Below are 19,518 nucleotides of genomic sequence, written 5' to 3' on the forward strand. Positions count from 1 at the left end.
ACGAGTTGCGCGATCAATATGATTCCGGTGCCGATCCTTCGGTGGTGCTGAACGAACTCGCCGAGTTCACCCATTTCGTCACAAGGGTGAAGATCGTGCCGTCGGTTGCCGACGACGTGTCGCTGAGCGAATCCGAGCGCGGCCGGGGCCGGGAGTTTGCCGCCAAGCTGTCGATGCGGGTGCTGTCGCGGACCTGGCAGATGCTGCTCAAGGGCTTGGCCGAGGTCCAGAACGCCAGCCGTCCGGTCGCGGCCGCCGAGATGGTGCTGGTGCGCATTGCCTATGTGGCCGACCTGCCGACGCCCGACGAAGTAATCCGCACGCTGTCGGACGGTGGTTCGATCTCGGTGCCGCGCGCGCCCAGCAATGGCGGCAGTCAGGCGGCTCCAACTTCAACAGCATCGGCTGCCCCACGTTTCGATGCGCCGCGCGGCAGTGGCGGCAACGCGATGCGCGCGCCGGAGACCGAGCCGCAAGCATCCGTGGCGCCGGTTGCGGCCGGTGAGCCGACGATATCGGTCGGATCGTTTCCCGAACTGATCGCGCTCGCGGCCGAAAAGCGCGACATCTCCGTAAAGATGGCGCTGGAGCGCGACGTACGGCTGGTGCGGTTCGAGGAGGGCCGGCTGGAGATTTCGCTGGAGCCGAGCGCGCAACGCGCGCTGGTCAACGATCTGTCGCGCAAACTGTCGCTATGGACCGGCAAGCGCTGGATGGTGATCGTGTCGGCCGAGGCCGGCGCGCCGACGGTGCGTTCGCAGTCCAACGTCCGAAAGGCGGCTTATGAACAGGAAGTGACCGCCGACCCGCTGGTGCAGGCGGTGCTGATGCGCTTTCCCGGCGCCAAGATCGTCGAGGTGCGACCGCCCGCCGCCCTGATGCCGAGCGAAGGCCAGGCCAGCATCGGCGAGGAGGGCGACGTGCTGCCGGACGAGCCGCCGCCGGTCGATGACGAATCCGCCTATGGGGGCGGGGCGCGGCCCGACGACAACGACGATTTTTGACATTCGCCGGAGACCAACATGACTGATTTTCTCGGAATGATGAAACAGGCGACGCAGTTGAAGTCCAAGATGGACGCGCTGCAAGCCGAGCTTGACCAGATCGAGGTCGACGGTACCGCCGGCGGCGGCATGGTGACCGTGAAACTGTCCGCCAAGGGCGAGCTGCGCGGCGTCAAGCTCGACGACTCGCTGCTGGTGCCGGGCGAGAAGGAGATCCTGGAGGATCTTCTGATTGCGGCGCATGCCGACGCGCGGCGCAAGGCTGATGCACTGCTGCAGGACAAGATGCAGGCGCTGACCGGCGGCCTGCCGCTGCCGCCCGGCATGAAGCTGTTTTGATTTTTTCTGCCCTCTCTCCGTTTACGGGGAGAGGGTGCCGAGCCGCCGTTGGGCGGCGAGGCGGGTGAGGGGCTATCTCCCGCACCGCTTAATTCCGTTCTGCCCCTCACCCGGCGCCTCACTTCGTTCGGCGCCACCCTCTCCCCGCAAGCGCGGGGCGAGGGAAGCAACCGCAAGCACCCATGGCTAAAGCTATCGCCGGCCCCGAAATCGAGCGCCTCATTCAACTGCTGGCGCGGCTGCCCGGCCTCGGTCCGCGCTCGGCGCGGCGCGCCGCGCTGTATCTGATCAAGAAGCGCGAGCAGGTGATGGCGCCGCTGACGTCCGCCTTGCAGATCGCGCTGGAGAAAATCGAGGTCTGCAAGACCTGCGGCAATATCGATACGCAGAACCCATGCACGGTCTGCACCGATCCGCGCCGCGACATGTCGGTGCTGGTGGTGGTGGCCGACGTGGCGGACCTCTGGGCATTGGAGCGCGCCCACGCCATTAACGCACCCTACCATGTGCTCGGCGGCACGCTGTCGCCGCTCGACGGCGTCGGCCCGCAGGATCTGGCGATCGACGGTCTGATCTCGCGCGCCCATGCGGCCAACGTGACGGAAGTCATTCTGGCGCTCAATGCCACGGTCGATGGCCAGACCACCGCGCACTACATCACCGACCTGCTGCACAGCGCCGACGTCAAGGTGACGCGGCTGGCGCATGGCGTGCCGGTCGGCGGCGAATTGGATTATCTCGACGAGGGCACGCTGTCGGCGGCGATCCGGCAGCGCACGTTGTTCTGATTTCCGCGGCTTAGATTTTGGAGACCAGCGTGGCGAAATGCCCGCGGCGTTGCAGCCAGGCCAGCAGAACAAGGCCGGGCAGCGCGGTCAGCGCGCTGAGCGCGAAGAACAACGGCCAACCGGTTGCCGCCGCCAGATAGCCGGCACCGGCCGACAGATAGGTGCGGCCGACCGCTGCCAGCGCCGTCAGCAGCGCGAACTGCGTCGCGGTGTGCAGCGGATTTTTGCAGAGCGCCGAAAGGTAAGCCACGAAGATCACGGTGCCGATGGCGCCGGTGAAGTTCTCGACCACGATGGTGACGATCAGCGCCCAATGGTTCAGTCCGACCATCGCCTGCCAGGAGAACATCAGGTTGGAGGCCATTTGAAGGATCGCGCCGACCCACAGCACGGTGGCGAGCGGATAGGCCCTGGCGAGCGCGCCGCCGGCGAAGCCGCCGATCAAGGTCGCGGCGAGGCCGGCGCCTTTGACGATGTTGGCATAGTCGGTGCGGGTGAAACCGAGATCAATGACGAACGGCGCCGTCATGATGCCGGCGAACGCGTCGCAGAATTTATAGAACACCACGAAGACCAGGATCACGACCGCGGCATCGCGGGTCAGGAATTCGGCAAAGGCGCCATAGGCCGTCTTGGCGACGCGCTTGAGCGGATTTTCCGGATGCGCCGCATGCTCGGCGGCGGCCGCGACGGACTTTTCCGGTTCGGTCGCCAGCAATGTCGTGACGATGCCGATGCCGACCAGCGCCGCCATCACGATATAGCCGGCCGCCCAGGCGGCCGGCCGCGCATAGCCAAGCTCTTCGAAGCCGGTGACGAAATACAGCGCGCCGACGGTCGAGACCAGCATGCCGATGCGGTACGCGGCGACATACGAGGCCATGCCGGCGGCCTGCTCGCTCTCCGGCAGGCTCTCGACGCGGAAGGCATCGACCACAATGTCCTGCGTTGACGACATCGCCGCCACCAGCAGCGCGCCGAGCGCCACGAACAGCGGCGATCTGGCGGGATCGGTCAGCGCCAGCAACAGGATCGCTGCGATCAGCAGCAATTGCGAGAACACCAGCCAGCCGCGGCGACGGCCGAAGCGGCGGGTGAACAGCGGCACATGCAGGGCATCGACCAGCGGCGCCCAGAGGAACTTCAGCGTGTAGGGCGTGCCGACCAGCGCGAACAACCCGATGGTGCCGAGATCCACGCCGGATTCGCGCATCCACACCAGCAGCGTGGACCCCGACAGCGCCAGCGGCAGGCCGGACGAAAAACCGAGCAGCAGCACGATCAGGACGCGCGGCTGCAGATACACCGCCATGCTCTCGCGCCAGGTGGCGCGGGGCTTCAGGGCAAGGGGCGTGTCGGACGATTCAGCGCTGGTCATGGCCCAGTGCTAGCAGATTCGGACGGCGGAGGGGTGCAAGGCAAAGCCGAAGTTTGATTTTGCCCGCTCACCCGGAAAAGACTGTCATCGCCCGGCTTGACCGGGCGCCCCGGTACACGCTGGCCTCGGCGAATTGCAATCTCACAATGCCGCAATCACCGGATACAGATCATCCCGGTTGGGATTGTCCTTCTCGATCAGCGCGATCTTCCATGCCCGGGGCCATGTCTTCAGGCGCTTTTCACGATGGATCGCATGTCCGACGTGATCGTAAAATTCAAAGTAAACCAGTCGTTCGACGTCATGCTTCTTCGTGAATCCGTCCGCCGTTTTCGTCTTGTGCTCGTGGACGCGACGAATGAGATCGTTGGTCACTCCAACATACAGCGTGCCGCCGATCCGGATGGCGAGGATGTAGACGTAGTAGTGATGCTCGCGCATCTTCGAATTCTGAGTTTACTGGGTCGCCCGGTCAAGCCGGGCGATGATAGTTTTTCCCGGGAAAGCGCGCGAACTACACATCCGCAGCTCGTCGTATTGCCTGCCGCGCATGCCGCGGCCCCACACTCGCTGTCATCGCCCGGCTTGACCGGGCGACCCAGTACACACCGGCGCATAGGTCCTATTTTCGGCAGCACGGCGAGCTCTGCACCAACAAAAAGGGCGACCTTGCGGCCGCCCTTTTCAATCTCAGAACTGCAGCGTCCCCTACTCCGCCGCGAGCTTCACGTCCGGCGCTGCGGCACGGACGTCGGCGTCGACCTGCGCTTCAAACTTGGTAAAGTTCTTCTGGAACATGCCGACCAGCCGGCGCGCGGTGGCGTCGAACTCTACCTTGTCTGTCCAGGTGTTGACGGGATCGAGGATCTCCGAGGGCACGCCGGGCAATGCCGTCGGCACCGCGAAGCCGAAATACTTGTCGGTGCGGAATTCGACTGATCGCAAGGAGCCATCGAGCGCGGCGGTGAGCAGCGCGCGCGTCACCTTGATCGGCATCCGCGAACCCACGCCATACTTGCCGCCGGTCCAGCCGGTGTTGACCAGCCAGCAATCGACATTGTGCTTGGCGATCAGGTCGCGCAGCATATTGCCATAGACGGAAGGATCGAGCGGCAGGAACGGCGAACCGAAGCAGGTCGAGAATTCCGGCACGGGATCGTTGCCGAGGCCGCGCTCGGTTCCGGCGACCTTGGCGGTGTAGCCGGACAGGAAGTGATACATCGCCTGCGCCGGGGTCAGCTTGGCGATCGGCGGCATCACGCCGAAGGCATCGGCTGCGAGCATCACCACGTTCTTCGGCTGCGGCGCGCGGCCGGTGCGCGAGGCGTTCGGGATGAAGTCGAGCGGATAGGCCGAACGGGTATTCTCGGTCTTCGAGCCATCGTTGAAATCCGGCACGCGGGTGTTGGTATCGAGAATCACATTCTCCAGCACCGCGCCGAACCGCTTGCTCGCCGCATAGATCTCGGGCTCGGCTTCCTGCGACAGATGAATGCACTTGGCGTAGCAGCCGCCTTCGAAATTGAAGATGCCATCCTTGCCCCAGCCGTGTTCGTCGTCGCCGAGCAGCGTGCGCCTGGGGTCGGCCGAGAGCGTGGTCTTGCCGGTGCCGGACAGGCCGAAGAAGATTGCGCTGTCGCCGTCGGGGCCGACATTGGCGGAGCAATGCATCGGCATCACGCACTTGGCGGGCAGATAATAGTTCAGCGTGGTGAACACGCTCTTCTTCATCTCGCCGGCATAATAAGACCCGCCGATCAGGACGATCTTGCGGGCGAAATCGATGGCCACGACGTTCTCGGAGCGCACGCCGTGACGTTTCGGATCGGCGCGGAAGCTCGGCAGGTCGATGATGGTGAGTTCGGGCACGAAGCCGGCCAGATCAGCGGCTTCCGGTCGGATCAGCAGCGTGCGGATGAACAGCGAGTGCCAGGCCAGCTCGGTGAACACGCGGGTCTTGATCTGGAACGACGGGTCGGCGCCACCATAGAGGTCCTGCGCGAACAGGGTCATGCCTTCGGCGTGCTTCTTGAAGTCCACATAGAGCGCTTCAAACTGCTCCGGCGTGATCGACTGGTTGCCTTCCCACCACATGTTCTCGGTGGAGGCATCGCGGACAGTGTACTTGTCCTTCGGGCTGCGGCCGGTGAAGTCGCCGGTGTCAGCGCACAGCGCGCCATCGGCGGACAATTCGGCCTCGCCGACGCGCAGCGCGTGCTCGTATAGTTGCGGCGCGCCGAAATTCCAGTTGAGTGCCGTGAGGTTGGTCAGTCCGAATTTGTCGGCACCGAAAGCCGCGTTGCGTACGCCCGTCTCTTTCACGAAGAATTCCTCCTTGAGTCCGCGGTCACCACCTGTGCGCTTGTCGCCATGCGCACAGCAGCCGCGGTAGACTGTTATATAGCCCGTCTGGCCACGTTCCGGCGACCTAATAGTGCCACCGCCCGCGATCGACAAGCCAAGATTATGATGCCTGGTTATCCTGCTACCATCTTGACCCCGCTCAATTGTTGAGCGCCCGCGCTTGTTCCGCGAGTTCCCGCAGTGCAGCACGCAAGGCCCCGGGGGTGACGATCCGCCGCGGAAAGTCGAGCCGCAGCACGGTCGTACCGGCCTGCAGATCGAGCCCGTCGGGATCGCAGCCGGTGCAGCACCACTCGCCCGGCGCGGCTCCGAGCAGCCTGGTTGCATAGAGGCTGAGCGCGTCGCGGTGGTCGGCATTCATATGGGCCACGGCCCCCTGCTCCGCCTCCAGCATCGCCTCGGTGCCGGAGAGATCCGTGAGGAATTGCGCCGGCGCAAGATCATTGATCCGGCCGAAGCCGGCGACCAGATGCGCCGCCGTGGGCTCTATCCGGAAGAACGCGAAATCCTTGAAGTCGACGAACATCCCGGCCGACGGGTGCACTGCAAGATAACGCTGCCGCAACGAAGCGGCATCGACTTCGCCGGCCTGTTCGGCGGTCCCGGCCAGCATGATCCGGGCGCCTTCGAGGGGATCGCCGGCGGCCCGCTCATCCAGCATCAGCGACACCCGGGGATCGGCGAGGATGTTGCGGGTATGCAGCGCCAGGCGGGAAATCAGCAGCACCGGCGCGCCATCGGGCGCGCTCGCCAGATTGACCAGCGAACAGTACGGATCACCTTTTGGTGGCATCAGGGTCGCCAGGGCGCCCTGCCGGCTACGCCGCAACAGCGACCGGGCAAGCGCGGCGGGATCGAAAGCGGGTATCGGCTGCATCGGCTAAATCCAGAGTTTCATTACAGGAACTGGCCTTTTTCTCGGCCCATCGGATGAGTATAAATATGGAACCGATGCCCCGTTCACACGTTCATGGAACTCGGCCACATTTCAGCCCAGCTTGCATTGCTCGTTGACTGTGCTCTTAAGGCCACCTCGTACGGCGGATGGTCGAATGTTCGCCTCCGCCACTCCCGCTTCGGAAAGCAGGCTCATGCCCACAATCGCTCTGGTCGATGACGACCGCAACATTCTTACTTCTGTGTCGATCGCGCTGGAGGCCGAGGGCTACCGGATCATGACCTACACGGATGGCGCGTCGGCGCTGGATGGCTTCCGCACCAGCCCGCCGGATCTGGCGATCCTCGACATCAAGATGCCGCGCATGGACGGCATGGAGACGCTGCGCCGCCTGCGCCAGAAGTCCGACCTGCCGGTGATCTTCCTGACCTCGAAGGACGAGGAGATCGACGAATTGTTCGGCCTGAAGATGGGCGCCGACGATTTCATCCGCAAACCGTTCTCGCAGCGCCTGCTGGTCGAGCGCGTCAAGGCCGTATTGCGCCGCGCTGCGCCGAAGGACCCCACCGCTCCGCCGAAGGAGACCGACGCCAAGGCGCTCGACCGCGGCCTGCTGCGGATGGACCCGGAACGCCATACCTGCACCTGGAAAAACGAGCCGGTGACGCTCACCGTCACCGAATTCCTGATCCTGCAGGCGCTCGCCACCCGTCCCGGCGTGGTCAAGAGCCGCAACGCCTTGATGGACGCCGCCTACGACGATCAAGTCTATGTCGATGACCGCACCATCGACAGCCACATCAAGCGACTGCGCAAGAAGTTCAAGGTGGTCGACGACGACTTCGAGATGATCGAGACGCTGTACGGCGTCGGCTATCGATTCAAGGAAACCTGATCGGATCGGGACGCGGCAGCGGTTGGGGCCTGACGGCCCCGCCGGCTTGGCGTAGACTGCGCCGACGGGCGCGCGCCGTGCGCCGTATCGCCAACACCAACACCAACCGGGTCCGTGCATTGCTGGATCGAACGCAGCCTGATGGAAGCCCGGATGTCGGCGGCAATTCGCCGTCGCAGACGGACTCCGACATCGTCAACGAAACCCGCGGCTGGCAACGGCCGCTGAACTGGCTGCGCAGCCTGCGGCAGTACTTCGTCGCGCTGACCTTCTCCAGCCTGACCCGGCGCATCGTCTCGCTGAACCTGCTCGGTCTGGTCGCGCTCGTCACCAGCATTCTCTATCTGTCGCAGTTCCGCGCCGGCCTGATCGACGCCCGCGCCCAGAGCCTGCTGGTGCAGGCCGAGATCATCGCCGGCGCCATCGCGGCCTCGGCGACGGTCGAGACCAACACCATCACCATCGATCCCGACCGGCTGCTCGACCTCAAGCCCGGCGAGACCTATGGCGCGCCGGACGAAATGGCCGGGCTGGATTTCCCGATCAATCCGGAGCGCGTCGCCCCGGTGCTCCGACGACTTATCTCGCCGACCAAGACGCGCGCCCGCATCTACGACCGCGACGGCGTACTGATCCTCGACAGCCGCAGCCTGTATGGCCGCGGCGACGTGCTGCGCTTCGAATTGCCGCCGCCCTCCACCGACAAGCCGGGCTTTGCCGAGAAGGCGGCGATTGCCGTCCGCACCTGGCTGAACCGCGGCGACCTGCCGCTGTACCGCGAACTCGGCCCGGAAAACGGCAACGGCTACCAGGAAGTCGCGCAATCGCTCGATGGTCTAAAAAGCAGCATGGTGCGCATCAACGAGCGCGGCGAGGTGATCGTCTCGGTCGCCGTCCCCGTGCAGCGTTTCCGCGCCGTGCACGGCTCCCTGATGCTGTCGACGCAGGGCGACGACATCGACCAGATGGTCACTGCCGAACGCCTCGCGATCCTGAAAGTGTTCGCGGTCGCCGCCGTGGTGATGATCGTGCTGTCGCTGCTTCTGGCCTCGACCATCGCCGGCCCTGTCAGGCGCCTCGCCGACAGCGCCGAGCGGGTTCGTCGGCGCATCCGCACCCGCGTCGAGATCCCCGACTTCACCAGCCGCCGCGATGAAATCGGCCATCTGTCCGGCGCGCTGCGCGACATGACCGACGCGCTGTACAACCGCATCGAGGCGATCGAGACCTTCGCCGCCGACGTGTCGCACGAATTGAAGAACCCGCTGACCTCGCTGCGCTCCGCGGTGGAGACGCTGCCGCTGGCAAAGAACGAGAACAGCCGCGGCCGGCTGCTGGCTGTGATCGAGCACGACGTGAGGCGGCTCGACCGGCTGATCTCCGACATCTCCGATGCCAGCCGGCTCGACGCCGAATTGCAGCGCAACGACGTCGCCCCGGTGGACATGCGCCGGCTGCTGACGACGCTGACCGGCGTCGCCAACGAGACCAAGCTCGGTCACGACGTCGGCGTCGATATCCGCTTCGAGGGGGCATTCTCCGACAGCTTCTCGGTGCCCGGCCATGATTCGCGGCTGTTCCAGGTGATCACCAACCTCGTCACCAACGCGCAATCCTTCTCGACGCCCGGCAGCAAGGTGCGAATCCTCTGCCGGCGACTGAAGACCGACATCGAGATTCTGGTCGATGATGACGGCCCGGGCATCGAACCGGACGCCCTGGAGCGGATCTTCGAGCGATTTTACACCGACCGGCCGCATCAGGGTTTCGGGCAGAATTCGGGGCTTGGCCTGTCGATCTCCCAGCAGATCGTCGAAGCGCACCGCGGCAAGATATGGGCAGAGAACCGGCTTGGCCCGGTCAATGACGAGGGCGAAATCCCTGTCAACGGCGCCCGCTTCGTGGTCCGGCTGCCGGCGACATGAGCGTCGCCGACAAGACAGTCCATGCCTCCGCCGTGCTGGTCGGCGACCGCGCGGTGCTGATCCGCGGCCCCTCTGGCGCCGGCAAGTCGCGCCTGGTGCTCGAGCTGATCTGGGCCGGACAGGCCGGGCCGATCGACGCCGCCATGCTGGTGGGCGACGACCGCGTTCGCCTGGCAGCCCGGGATGGCCGGCTGTGGGTTCGCCCGGCCCAGGAGCTCGCCGGCCTGATCGAGGTCCGCGGCCTCGGCATCCGCCGCCTCGACCATGCGGCCTCCGCCATCGTCGGGCTGGTGGTGGATCTGGCGGCTCCCGACGCCGCCCGGCTACCGGAACCCCGGGCGCTGCGCACCGTCATCGACGGCGTGGAACTGCCGCGAATCCCGGTTGGCGCGGGGTTTCCGGCACTGCCGCTGGTGCTGGCGGCCTTGACCACTACCGAAGGTGCGACATCCCAACACTCGCCAGACGATTGTCCGAAGGGAATTGGTAACCATATTAGCCCCACTATCGCCACCGAATAGACCCGCGCCGGCTCCCCATTTAGATCGCATTTTAAGGGAGAAACGCGAAGAGCCCCCTTGCAAGAGGGCTCTGGATGGTCAAAGTGGCCCTTTCGTGCGGTGCACCAAGCAGCACCCACGAGGAGTTTCCTATGATTGGTCTAGTACTTGTGACCCACGGGCGCCTTGCCGACGAGTTCAAGGCAGCGCTCGAGCACGTAATGGGTCCGCAGAAGCAAATTGAAGCCGTCACAATCGGCGCCGAAGACGATTCCGATTTATGTCGAAGCGACATTATCGAGGCGGTCGCCCGCGTCGATAGCGGCGCCGGCGTCGCTATTCTTACCGACATGTTCGGCGGCACGCCGTCGAACCTGGCGATCTCCTGCATGAGCCGACCGAAGGTCGAAGTGCTGGCCGGTATCAACCTTCCGATGCTGGTCAAGCTCGCCAAGGTGCGCGCCGACATGCCGCTGCCGGAAGCGATCGCCGCCGCCCAGGAAGCCGGGCGCAAATACGTCACCATCGCCAGCCGCGTGCTCGCTGGAAAATGAGTGACGGGGCCGACCAGGCAAGTCCGAACGGCGGCTCTGCTGCCTCCGATGCGACGTCGCCGGCCGGCGCCGTGTCGCGCGAAATCCCGATCCTCAACAAGCGCGGCCTGCATGCACGGGCATCCGCCAAATTCGTGCAGATGGTCGAGCGCTTCAACGCCGAGGTCACCGTGACCCGCAACGGCGAATCGGTCGGCGGCACCTCGATCATGGGCCTGATGATGCTCTCCGCCGGCCCCGGCACCACCATCATGGTTTCCGCCAAGGGCCCTGAAGCGCAAGCCGCCCTCGACGCCATTGCCGAACTGGTCGGCAACAAGTTCGGCGAAGAGTAGCGCCTTTCTACCTCCCCGGCGGCACGATCACCACGTTCCACGCCGTCGCGGCACTCGCCTGGCCCTTGAAGAACCGCCGCGTGGTGACGACGATGTGCTCGCCATTGGCAGCGTTGTCCTTCATCCAAGCATCGCACACAGCCTGCTTCCAGTCACCGACTTCGCAGACGCCGATGAAGCCCTCGCGCCTGGCCTCCTCCAGCGAGGTCAGGCCGGACGGCCACGGCTCGTTCGGCGTCAGCGGCATCGGATGGTCGGGACTGTAGAAGGTCATCGGCTCGCCGACGTCCGTGTAGCCGGCGACCACCTTCCACTGCGAATGGAAGCGCTCATGCCAGATGTCGGTCAGCTGGCGCGCCAGTTGCGAATACGAGATGTGGGTGAAGCGGCCCTCGGCGTTGCGCGGCAGCGTCGCAATCGCGATCTGCGGCGACAATGCGAGCGTCAGCAGGGTCAGGACCAGCCAGGTCGCCGCGAGCCGCACCAAGGCCGCGCCCGGCACCCGCAGCGACGGAACGGCGACCACCGCCAGCGGCACCAGGAAGAACAGCGAGATGCCCCAATCGGTCTTGATGTAGATGCCGAATACAACGGCGCCGATCGGCGGCCCGACCGCGACGATCAGCTGGATCAGCCAGATGTTCAGCGCCTGATCGCGCCGGACGCCGGGATTGTCGCGCATCGACCACGGGTCGGTGAAGAACGCCCGCGGATTTTGCAACGGCAGGAGCAAGTGGCGCGGGCTCCACGCCAGCGCCAGAGCGGCCAGCGCCAGCGGCAGCGCCAGCAGCGCCAGATTGTGGGTGATATAGCCCTGCGCCAGTTGCAGGCTCTGCGCACGGGTCAAGATCGCGTAGGAATCCCCGGCATAGAGGAACGGCGCGAAGTGCACCTCGCGCAGCCAGACCAGATGCGGCAGCATCAAGGCTGCCATCGTCACGAGCGCCGCCCACGGCGCCGGTGAGCGCAGGAACAGCATCCGCGCCGGATGGATCAGGGCGGCCAGACCGACCGCGCCGATCATCGTCATCACCCAGTATTTCGTCATCAGCGCCAGCGCGCCCGCCGCGCCGAGCCACACGCCGGAGCGCAACGAGCGTTTGTCGAAGGCGTTGAGATAGGCCAGCACGACCAGCGGCAGCGTCACCAGCTGCAGCAGGTCGGGATTGTATTTGAAGCCCTTGAAATTGAAGATCGGATAGAGCGCCAGCATCACGACCACAAGGAAGGCGCGGCGGCGGTCGACCACCTTGAGCGCGACCGCCCAACAGATCATCATGCCCACGCAGACCGTGGCCATCGCCAGCCCGTAGGTCGACCAGTCCGTCGCCGGAAACACGTTGAACCAGGCGCCGGCGATCCAGCCCGACAGAGGCGGGTGCTTGCCATAGCCGAACAGGAACTTCTGCCCCCAGGCATAGCCCTCGGCGACGTCGAAATGAACGTCCTGCGCGGCCTTCAACTGGGTCAGGATCGCGGTCCACAGCACGCCATGCGCCAGCACGAACCCGGCGACCAGCAGTGTGCTGAGGCGCTCATCCTGCGCCCAGGCGACCAGCCGGGCGGCGCCGCGGCGGCCGAACGCACGGCGGCGCGGCTTCCCGGCGACAGGGGCAACGGCGCTTTCAGCGGCTTTTTGGACGACTTTTTTCATGAGCCCTGCCTAGCGCGTTTCACCGCGAAGGGGAATCAGGATGCCGTGAGCCAAACGGCGTTCCGGCCCGGCAAAAAGGCGCAATAAGGTTGCCGCAAGGGGGCGCGAATGCTATCCCGCGCGCATGACAACTGTCCCGATTTCGAACATCCGCAACTTCTCCATCGTCGCCCATATCGATCATGGCAAGTCGACCCTCGCCGACCGTCTGATCCAGCAGACCGGGGGATTGCAGGCGCGCGAGATGAAGGAGCAGGTGCTCGACTCGATGGACATCGAACGCGAGCGCGGCATTACCATCAAGGCGCAGACGGTGCGCCTGAACTACCTCGCCAAGGACGGCAAGGAGTACATCTTCAACCTGATGGACACGCCCGGCCACGTCGACTTCGCCTATGAAGTCTCGCGCTCGCTGGCGGCCTGCGAAGGCTCGCTGCTGGTGGTCGACGCCTCGCAGGGCGTCGAGGCGCAGACCCTCGCCAACGTCTATCATGCGCTCGACGCCGGCCACGAGATCGTGCCGGTGCTCAACAAGGTCGATCTGCCCGCCGCTGAGCCCGAACAGGTTCGCCAGCAGATCGAGGACGTGATCGGCATCGACGCCTCCGACGCGGTGATGATCTCCGCCAAGACCGGCATCGGCATCGATCTGGTGCTGGAAGCCATCGTCACCCGGCTGCCGCCGCCGAAGGGCGACCGCGACGCACCGCTCAAGGCGCTGCTGGTCGACTCATGGTATGACGTCTATCTCGGCGTGGTCGTTCTGGTTCGCGTTGTCGACGGCGTGATGAAGAAGGGCATGCGCGTCCGCATGATGGGCACCAACGCCGCCTATGATCTGGAGCGCGTCGGTTTCTTTACCCCGAAGATGACGGCCGTGGACGAGCTCGGCCCCGGCGAAATCGGTTTCATCACCGCCGCCATCAAGGAAGTTGCCGATACCCGCGTCGGCGACACCATCACCGACGACAAGCGCCCGGTCACCGAGATGCTGGCCGGCTTCAAGCCCGCCGTCCCCGTGGTGTTCTGCGGCCTGTTCCCGGTCGACGCCGACGACTTCGAAACGCTGCGCGCTGCGATGGGCAAGCTGCGCCTCAACGACGCCAGCTTCTCGTTCGAGATGGAAACCTCGGCCGCGCTCGGCTTCGGCTTCCGCTGCGGATTCCTGGGCCTGCTGCATCTGGAGATCATCCAGGAGCGTCTGTCCCGCGAATTCGACCTCAACCTGATCGCGACCGCACCTTCCGTGATCTACAAGATGCACCTCACCGACGGCAGCGAGATCGAGATCCACAATCCGATCGACATGCCGGACGTGGTGAAGATCGCCGAGATCCATGAACCGTGGATCGAAGCGACCATCCTCACCCCCGACGAATATCTCGGCTCTGTGCTGAAGCTGTGCCAGGACCGCCGCGGCACGCAGAAGGAGCTGACCTATATCGGCGCCCGCGCGATGGTGAAGTACAACCTGCCGCTCAACGAAGTGGTGTTCGACTTCTACGATCGCCTCAAGTCGATTTCGAAGGGCTACGCCTCGTTCGACTATCACGTCACCGACTACAAGGCCGCCGACCTCGTCAAGATGCAGATCCTCGTCAACAACGAGCCGGTCGATGCGCTGTCGATGCTCGTGCATCGCAACCGCGCCGAAGGCCGCGGCCGCGCGATGGTCGAGAAGATGAAGGACCTGATCCCGCCGCATATGTTCGTGATCCCGATCCAGGCCGCGATCGGCGGCAAGGTGATCGCCCGCGAAACCGTCCGCGCGATGCGCAAGGACGTGACGGCCAAGTGCTACGGCGGCGACATCAGCCGCAAGCGCAAGCTTCTGGAGAAGCAGAAGGAAGGCAAGAAGAAGATGCGGCAGTTCGGCAAGGTCGAAATCCCGCAGGAAGCGTTCATTGCCGCGCTGAAGGTGGATAGCTGAGGGCAAAAGAGTATCGTGTCCGTCATCGCATCTGACATTCACACGTTCTCCAGTCTGCAATGCAGATTACTCGATCAATCGTCCTAGACTCAGGCATCCAAGCAATAAGCTTTTCGCCTGCACTTGATCGATACTACCTAACATACTGGCGCCGTAGCAGCTTTGCCGCTTAGTGGTTTACGCAAAAACTCAATATTGACTTTAATCCTAAATTCCGCCATCCTTGCTCCCGCCTGTCCGCCCGCTCCGTGCTCATGACGCGGCGCCGGCGAACAGGCCGCAGCATTGTCCCTCGGGGCGGTGCTGGTGGAGCGCCGGGAGGCGCAGCGTTCGCGCGGCGGGCTTCGCAACCCCGCCGATGTCGCAACGCGCGCGTCTCCTTCGCGGGGCTCGCACCCCCGCGGTGCTGACGTGCAAGCGGGCCCTCGCAAGGCCCGCTTCAAGGGGTTTCGCAAACCCCTGGCGCCTCCCGGCGCTCCATTTTCCGCGACGTGACATGCCGGGTTGTTCGCACCCTCGATGAAGCGAACGACAGCGCGCGCCCCAGCGCACCGCAGCATCCAATCCGCTTGCCTGCGATACCACGCCGAACCATGCTGTATCAGCGACGCCGAAAACGGCGCGCAGCTACAGAGGGAGGACGGAATGATTTCGCACCGCGCGTTGGCGGCGACGACGTTTGCTGTTTCACTATTGCTGGGTACCGCTGCGCTGGCGCAGCAATCCACGGCGCCGCTCAAGATCGGCATTCTCGCCGACTTCTCCTCGGTCTATTCCGACATCGGCGGCCAGGGCAATGTCGAGGCTACCAAGCTGGCGATCGAGGAGTTCGGCGGCAGCATGTTCGGCAAGCCGATCGAAATGGTCAGCGCCGACGCGCTCAACAAGGCCGACATCGCCGCCTCGATCGCGCGCAAATGGTACGAGAACGAAAACGTCGACATGATCATCGATCTGCCGACCTCGGCGACCGCGCTGGCCGCGATGGAGATGTCGAAGCGGTTCGAAAAGATCATGATCGTTACCGACGCCGCCAGTTCCGATATCACCGGAAAGTCCTGCTCGCCCTATACCGCGCACTGGACCTACGACACCTATGGCAACGCCCAGACGGTCGGCAAGGCGATCGTCAAGACCGGCGGCGACAGCTGGTTCTTCATCACCGCGGACTATCTGTTCGGCCATTCGATCGAGCGCGATACCGGCGATGTGGTGCGCGCCGCGGGCGGCAAGATCGTCGGCAGCGCGCGGGCGCCGCTCAACACCGCGGACTTCTCGTCCTTCCTGCTGCAGGCGCAATCCTCCAAGGCCAAGATCGTCGGCCTCGCCAATGGCGGCGCGGACACCATCAACACCATCAAGCAGGCGGCGGAATTCGGCATCGTCGCGGGCGGGCAGAATCTGGCGGGGATCGTGATGTTCATTTCCGACATCCACAGCCTCGGCCTGAAGATGGCGCAGGGGCTGATCATCACCGAGGCCTATTACTGGGATCTCAATGATCGCACCCGCGCGTTCGGCAAGCGCTATTTTGAGCGCACCAAGCGGATGCCGACCATGAACCAGGCGGCGACCTACAGCGCGACATTGCATTACCTGAACGCGGTGAAAGCCGCCGGCACGCGCGACACCAGGCCGGTACTGGCGAAGATGCGCGAAACGCCGGTGCGCGACGCCTTTACCGATAACGGCGTGCTGCGCGAGGACGGCCGCATGGAACACAGCATGTTCCTGTTCGAGGTCAAGAAGCCTGAAGAATCCAAGGCGCCGTGGGATTACTACAAGCTGCTCGCCGAAGTGCCGGGCAACCAGGCGTTCCGCCCGATGAAGGACGGCGGCTGCCAGTACGTGAAGTAGCGCCGCTCACGCCACCTGCGCGCGCTCGACGTCGGGCACGATGCTCTGCGCGCGCAGCAATTCGATGATCTCCGCATTCGGCCGCGCGCGGCTGAACAGGAAGCCTTGCGCCTCGTCGCAACCTTCGGCGCGCAGGCAGGCCAGCTCGTCTTCGGTCTCGACGCCTTCGGCCGTGATGGTGACGCCGAGGCCCATGCCGAGGCTGATGATCGAGCGCACGATCGCCTGCGCATCGCGGTTGGCGCCGAGATCGCGCACGAAGGACTGGTCGATCTTGATCTTGTCGAACGGGAAGCTTCTGAGATAGCTCAGCGACGAATAGCCGGTGCCGAAATCGTCCATCGAAATCCGCACGCCCAAGGCGCGCAACGCGTGCAGCGTCGCCAGCACCTGGCTGCTCTTTTCCAAAAGCAGCGTCTCGGTAATCTCCAGCTCAAGCCGCTTGGCCGGCAATCCGGATTGCTTCAGTGCATCCATCACGATCGACAACAAGTTACCGACGCGGAACTGAAGCGGCGACAGGTTGACCGCGACGCGGACCGCATCGGGCCATTGCGCGGCCTCCATGCAGGCGCGGCGCAGGATCTGCGCGCCCAGCACGTTGATCAGGCCGGTGTCTTCGGCAACCGGGATGAATTCCGCCGGCGAAATCATGCCGCGCTCCGGATGCGGCCAGCGCACCAGCGCCTCGACACCGGTGATGCGACCGGTCTTGAGATCGATCAGCGGCTGATAATACGGCCGCAGCAGATCGCCCTGGATGGCGGCACGCAGGTCGATCTCGATCTTGCGGCGGGTCTGCGCGCGGGCATCCATGCCGGATTCGAAGAAGCTGAAGGTGCCGCGGGAATCGTTCTTGGCGCGCGACAGCGCCATGTCCGCATTCTTCAGCAGCCGTTCGGAATCCTCGCCGTCGCCGGGCGCCATCGCAATGCCGATCGAGGCGCCGATCACGATGGAGTGGCCATCGAGCAGATAGGGTTCGCCAATCGCCTCCAGCAGCCGGCGCGCCAGCAGCACGACATCCTCGGGCCGGCTGATGCCAGTCTGAATGATGGCGAATTCGTCGGAGTTGAGCCGCGCGATTGAATCTTCCTCGCGCAACGTCGAGCGCAGCCGCCGCGCCACGCCGCGCAGCAGCTTGTCGCCGATGCCGTGGCCGAGCGTGTCGTTGATGGCCTTGAAATTGTCGAGGCCGAGAAACAGCACGCCGACCTTCTCGCCGGTGCGGCGGGTGTGCGCGAGCGTCTCGTCGAGGCGCTGGCGCAGCAGGTTGCGGTTCGGCAGCCCGGTCAGGCCGTCGTGATGCGCCATGAAGGCAAGCCGCATCTCGGCGCGCTTGCGCTCGGTGATGTCCATCAGCGCCAGCATCACCGCAGGTTCGTCGCCATAGCGGAGGAGGCGCGAATAGATCGCCAGATCGATCAGGGAGCCGTCGGCTTTGACATGCTTCCAGGTTCGCGCGGCCTGCTCGTCGGTGGATTTTTCGCCGGCCCACGGCGATTCCGCCTCGAATGCCTGCAAATGGCGGATCGTCAGTTTCTCGAATTCGGCGCGGGTGTAGCCGTAATGCTCGACCGCGGCGTCGTTGACGCTGAGGATGCGTTCGTCTTCCACCGCACAGACGATCATCGGCACCGGATTGCTGTCGAACAACAGCCGGAACGAGGCTTCGCGCTGCTTCAGTTCGGTGATGTCCACGCGCAGGCCGATCACGCCGCCGTCTGCGGTCAGACGTTCATCGATCAGGATGACGCGGCCGTCGGCCAGCGTCTGCTCGTGGCGTTCCCCGGGGTGAAACAGCCGGGCCACGCGCTCGGCGATCCATTCTTCTTCGCGGCCGATCGCTTCCGGATAGTCGCCACGCTCGACACCGACACGGATCGTGTCCTGCAGCCGTGCGCCATGGACGAACTGGTCCGAACTGCGGTTGTAGATCTCCGCGTACTTTTTATTCCAGAGGATGTAGCGGCCGTCGGCGTCGAGAATCACGATGCCTTGCGGCAGGATGTCGATCGCCTCGCGCAGCCGTTCGTGGGACTTGCGGGCATCGGCGATGGCGGCCTCGGCATGCGCGCGCTGGCGCACGATCTCACCGATTTCGCCAGCTACGCGTCGGCCGTTCGGCAGTTTCAGCGCAGCCTTCATCGCGCGGCCGGCCGGCAGCGGACGTTCGGTATTGGCCTTGAGCTTTTTCTTCGCGGCTGGCCGGAATTTCGGCATATGACTTTCACTCGCATTCTGCGCGGGATCGTTTTCGCCGAAACTATCTAAAAAAAGGTATCACTTTCTTTTCCGGGAAGGGCGCGCGGCGCTGCTAGCCATCGCATGTGCACAACAGTTGCCGTCGCAACAGGCAAAAAGCCCATCGCCCCGGTCAACTATGGCTGGCCTGACGCGGCCTTCGCCGTTTTTTGGTGCTTTAAAGGCGTGACATCGCCCAAAACCGGCGGCCCTTGAATATTCCGCGATGACCGTGCCAAAAAAAACGACAGCGGACAACATGGTTAGCAAAGCATTAACGTAGCTGGGCTGAAATGGCCGGGAATTCCGTTATGATCGGCCGCCATGAACATCCGCCTGATAGTTGCAGCATGTCTACTTCCCGCGGCGCTCGCCGGCGCGGGTACTGCGCTCGCGCAGACCAAGGGTAGCGTCGATCCGAAACCGTTGGCGCCGCTGGCGAACCCGAATGATCCGCATACCGGGGCCAAGGAATTATTCGGCCGCAAGATGCTGCCGTCGCGCTCGCCGCCGCAGGTGGTCGGCTTTTACGCCAAGGGCTGCATCGCCGGTGCCGAGGCGTTGCCGATCAACGGACCGACCTGGCAGGTGATGCGGCTGTCGCGCAACCGCAACTGGGCGCATCCGCAGATGATCGACTTGCTGGAACGGCTCTCGGCGAAAGCGAACAAGGCAGCGGGCTGGCCGGGCCTGCTGGTCGGCGACATGTCGCAGCCGCGCGGCGGCCCGATGATCACCGGCCATGCCAGCCATCAGGTCGGGCTCGACGCCGACATCTGGCTGACGCCGATGCCGAACCGGCAATTGTCGCGCAACGAGCGCGAGGAGATGTCGGCCGTGATGATGGTGCGGC

General features: G+C 64.5%; 16 protein-coding genes and 1 pseudogene. 11 read left to right on the forward strand and 6 right to left on the reverse strand.

Annotated elements, in window-relative coordinates; genetic code table 11:
* From JWQ24_RS19035 to recR, 3 genes and pseudogenes are all read left to right on the forward strand, one after another.
* Positions 1–1,004: pseudogene (locus tag JWQ24_RS19035) on the forward strand (DNA polymerase III subunit gamma/tau); the annotation flags it as partial.
* 18 nt (positions 1,005–1,022) lie between these two features.
* Entirely contained in the window at positions 1,023–1,343 is a 321-nt protein-coding gene (locus tag JWQ24_RS19040; protein WP_299811486.1) for a YbaB/EbfC family nucleoid-associated protein, read from the forward strand.
* A 182-nt stretch (positions 1,344–1,525) separates the two neighbouring features.
* Positions 1,526–2,131 (forward strand): recombination mediator RecR, encoded by a 606-nt coding sequence (gene recR, locus JWQ24_RS19045; protein ID WP_299811488.1) that lies wholly within the window; start codon positions 1,526–1,528, stop codon positions 2,129–2,131.
* 10 nt (positions 2,132–2,141) lie between these two features.
* On the opposite strand, the gene JWQ24_RS19050 is transcribed toward recR, so the two are convergent.
* The 4 genes from JWQ24_RS19050 to JWQ24_RS19065 all read right to left on the reverse strand — a co-directional run bounded on the left by JWQ24_RS19050 (position 2,142) and on the right by JWQ24_RS19065 (position 6,750).
* On the reverse strand, positions 2,142–3,509 hold the full coding sequence (locus tag JWQ24_RS19050; RefSeq protein WP_299811490.1) for an MFS transporter: 1,368 nt from the start codon (positions 3,507–3,509) through the stop codon (positions 2,142–2,144).
* 141 nt (positions 3,510–3,650) lie between these two features.
* Positions 3,651–3,950, reverse strand: a complete 300-nt coding sequence (locus JWQ24_RS19055) for a GIY-YIG nuclease family protein (protein ID WP_299811492.1) — start codon at positions 3,948–3,950, stop codon at positions 3,651–3,653.
* Between the two features lie 267 nt (positions 3,951–4,217).
* Positions 4,218–5,831, reverse strand: a complete 1,614-nt coding sequence (locus tag JWQ24_RS19060; protein WP_299811494.1) for a phosphoenolpyruvate carboxykinase — start codon at positions 5,829–5,831, stop codon at positions 4,218–4,220.
* Positions 5,832–6,012: 181 nt separating this feature from the next.
* A complete protein-coding gene (locus tag JWQ24_RS19065) occupies positions 6,013–6,750 on the reverse strand; it encodes a DUF2470 domain-containing protein (RefSeq protein WP_299811496.1) in 738 nt (245 codons plus the stop codon).
* Between the two features lie 214 nt (positions 6,751–6,964).
* On the opposite strand from JWQ24_RS19065, the gene JWQ24_RS19070 reads away from it, so the two are divergent.
* The 5 genes from JWQ24_RS19070 to JWQ24_RS19090 all read left to right on the forward strand — a co-directional run bounded on the left by JWQ24_RS19070 (position 6,965) and on the right by JWQ24_RS19090 (position 10,980).
* Positions 6,965–7,666 carry a response regulator transcription factor gene (locus JWQ24_RS19070; RefSeq protein WP_299811498.1) on the forward strand — a complete coding sequence of 234 codons (702 nt, stop codon included), beginning with the start codon at positions 6,965–6,967 and terminating at the stop codon, positions 7,664–7,666.
* A gap of 191 nt (positions 7,667–7,857) precedes the next feature.
* Entirely contained in the window at positions 7,858–9,591 is a 1,734-nt protein-coding gene (locus JWQ24_RS19075; protein ID WP_299811514.1) for a sensor histidine kinase, read from the forward strand.
* Positions 9,588–10,112, forward strand: coding sequence for an HPr kinase/phosphatase C-terminal domain-containing protein (locus tag JWQ24_RS19080; protein ID WP_299811500.1), 525 nt, complete (start codon positions 9,588–9,590; stop codon positions 10,110–10,112). Before JWQ24_RS19075 ends, JWQ24_RS19080 begins: the two co-directional genes overlap by 4 nt.
* Positions 10,113–10,243: 131 nt before the next feature.
* Positions 10,244–10,645 carry a PTS sugar transporter subunit IIA gene (locus JWQ24_RS19085; RefSeq protein WP_299713548.1) on the forward strand — a complete coding sequence of 134 codons (402 nt, stop codon included), beginning with the start codon at positions 10,244–10,246 and terminating at the stop codon, positions 10,643–10,645.
* A complete protein-coding gene (locus tag JWQ24_RS19090) occupies positions 10,642–10,980 on the forward strand; it encodes an HPr family phosphocarrier protein (protein ID WP_299811502.1) in 339 nt (112 codons plus the stop codon). The genes JWQ24_RS19085 and JWQ24_RS19090 overlap by 4 nt, the downstream gene beginning before the upstream one ends.
* Before the next feature lie 7 nt (positions 10,981–10,987).
* Here the strand turns inward: JWQ24_RS19090 and JWQ24_RS19095 are convergent, their stop codons facing one another.
* Entirely contained in the window at positions 10,988–12,634 is a 1,647-nt protein-coding gene (locus JWQ24_RS19095) for a glycosyltransferase family 39 protein (protein ID WP_299811504.1), read from the reverse strand.
* Positions 12,635–12,758: 124 nt separating this feature from the next.
* Between JWQ24_RS19095 and lepA the strand changes: the two genes are divergently transcribed.
* Together lepA and JWQ24_RS19105 are read left to right on the forward strand one after the other, a co-directional pair.
* Entirely contained in the window at positions 12,759–14,564 is a 1,806-nt protein-coding gene (gene lepA / locus JWQ24_RS19100; RefSeq protein WP_299811506.1) for a translation elongation factor 4, read from the forward strand.
* Positions 14,565–15,209: 645 nt separating this feature from the next.
* Positions 15,210–16,421 (forward strand): ABC transporter substrate-binding protein, encoded by a 1,212-nt coding sequence (locus tag JWQ24_RS19105; RefSeq protein WP_299811508.1) that lies wholly within the window; start codon positions 15,210–15,212, stop codon positions 16,419–16,421.
* A 6-nt stretch (positions 16,422–16,427) separates the two neighbouring features.
* On the opposite strand, the gene JWQ24_RS19110 is transcribed toward JWQ24_RS19105, so the two are convergent.
* Positions 16,428–18,644, reverse strand: a complete 2,217-nt coding sequence (locus JWQ24_RS19110) for an EAL domain-containing protein (protein WP_299811510.1) — start codon at positions 18,642–18,644, stop codon at positions 16,428–16,430.
* Between the two features lie 345 nt (positions 18,645–18,989).
* Between JWQ24_RS19110 and JWQ24_RS19115 the strand changes: the two genes are divergently transcribed.
* Positions 18,990–19,518: penicillin-insensitive murein endopeptidase (locus JWQ24_RS19115; RefSeq protein WP_299811512.1), on the forward strand; the 529-nt coding region annotated here is incomplete at its 3' end.

Origin of the sequence: Tardiphaga sp. (genome assembly GCF_028290495.1) — a bacterium.
In the GTDB taxonomy this organism is placed as follows: domain Bacteria; phylum Pseudomonadota; class Alphaproteobacteria; order Rhizobiales; family Xanthobacteraceae; genus Tardiphaga.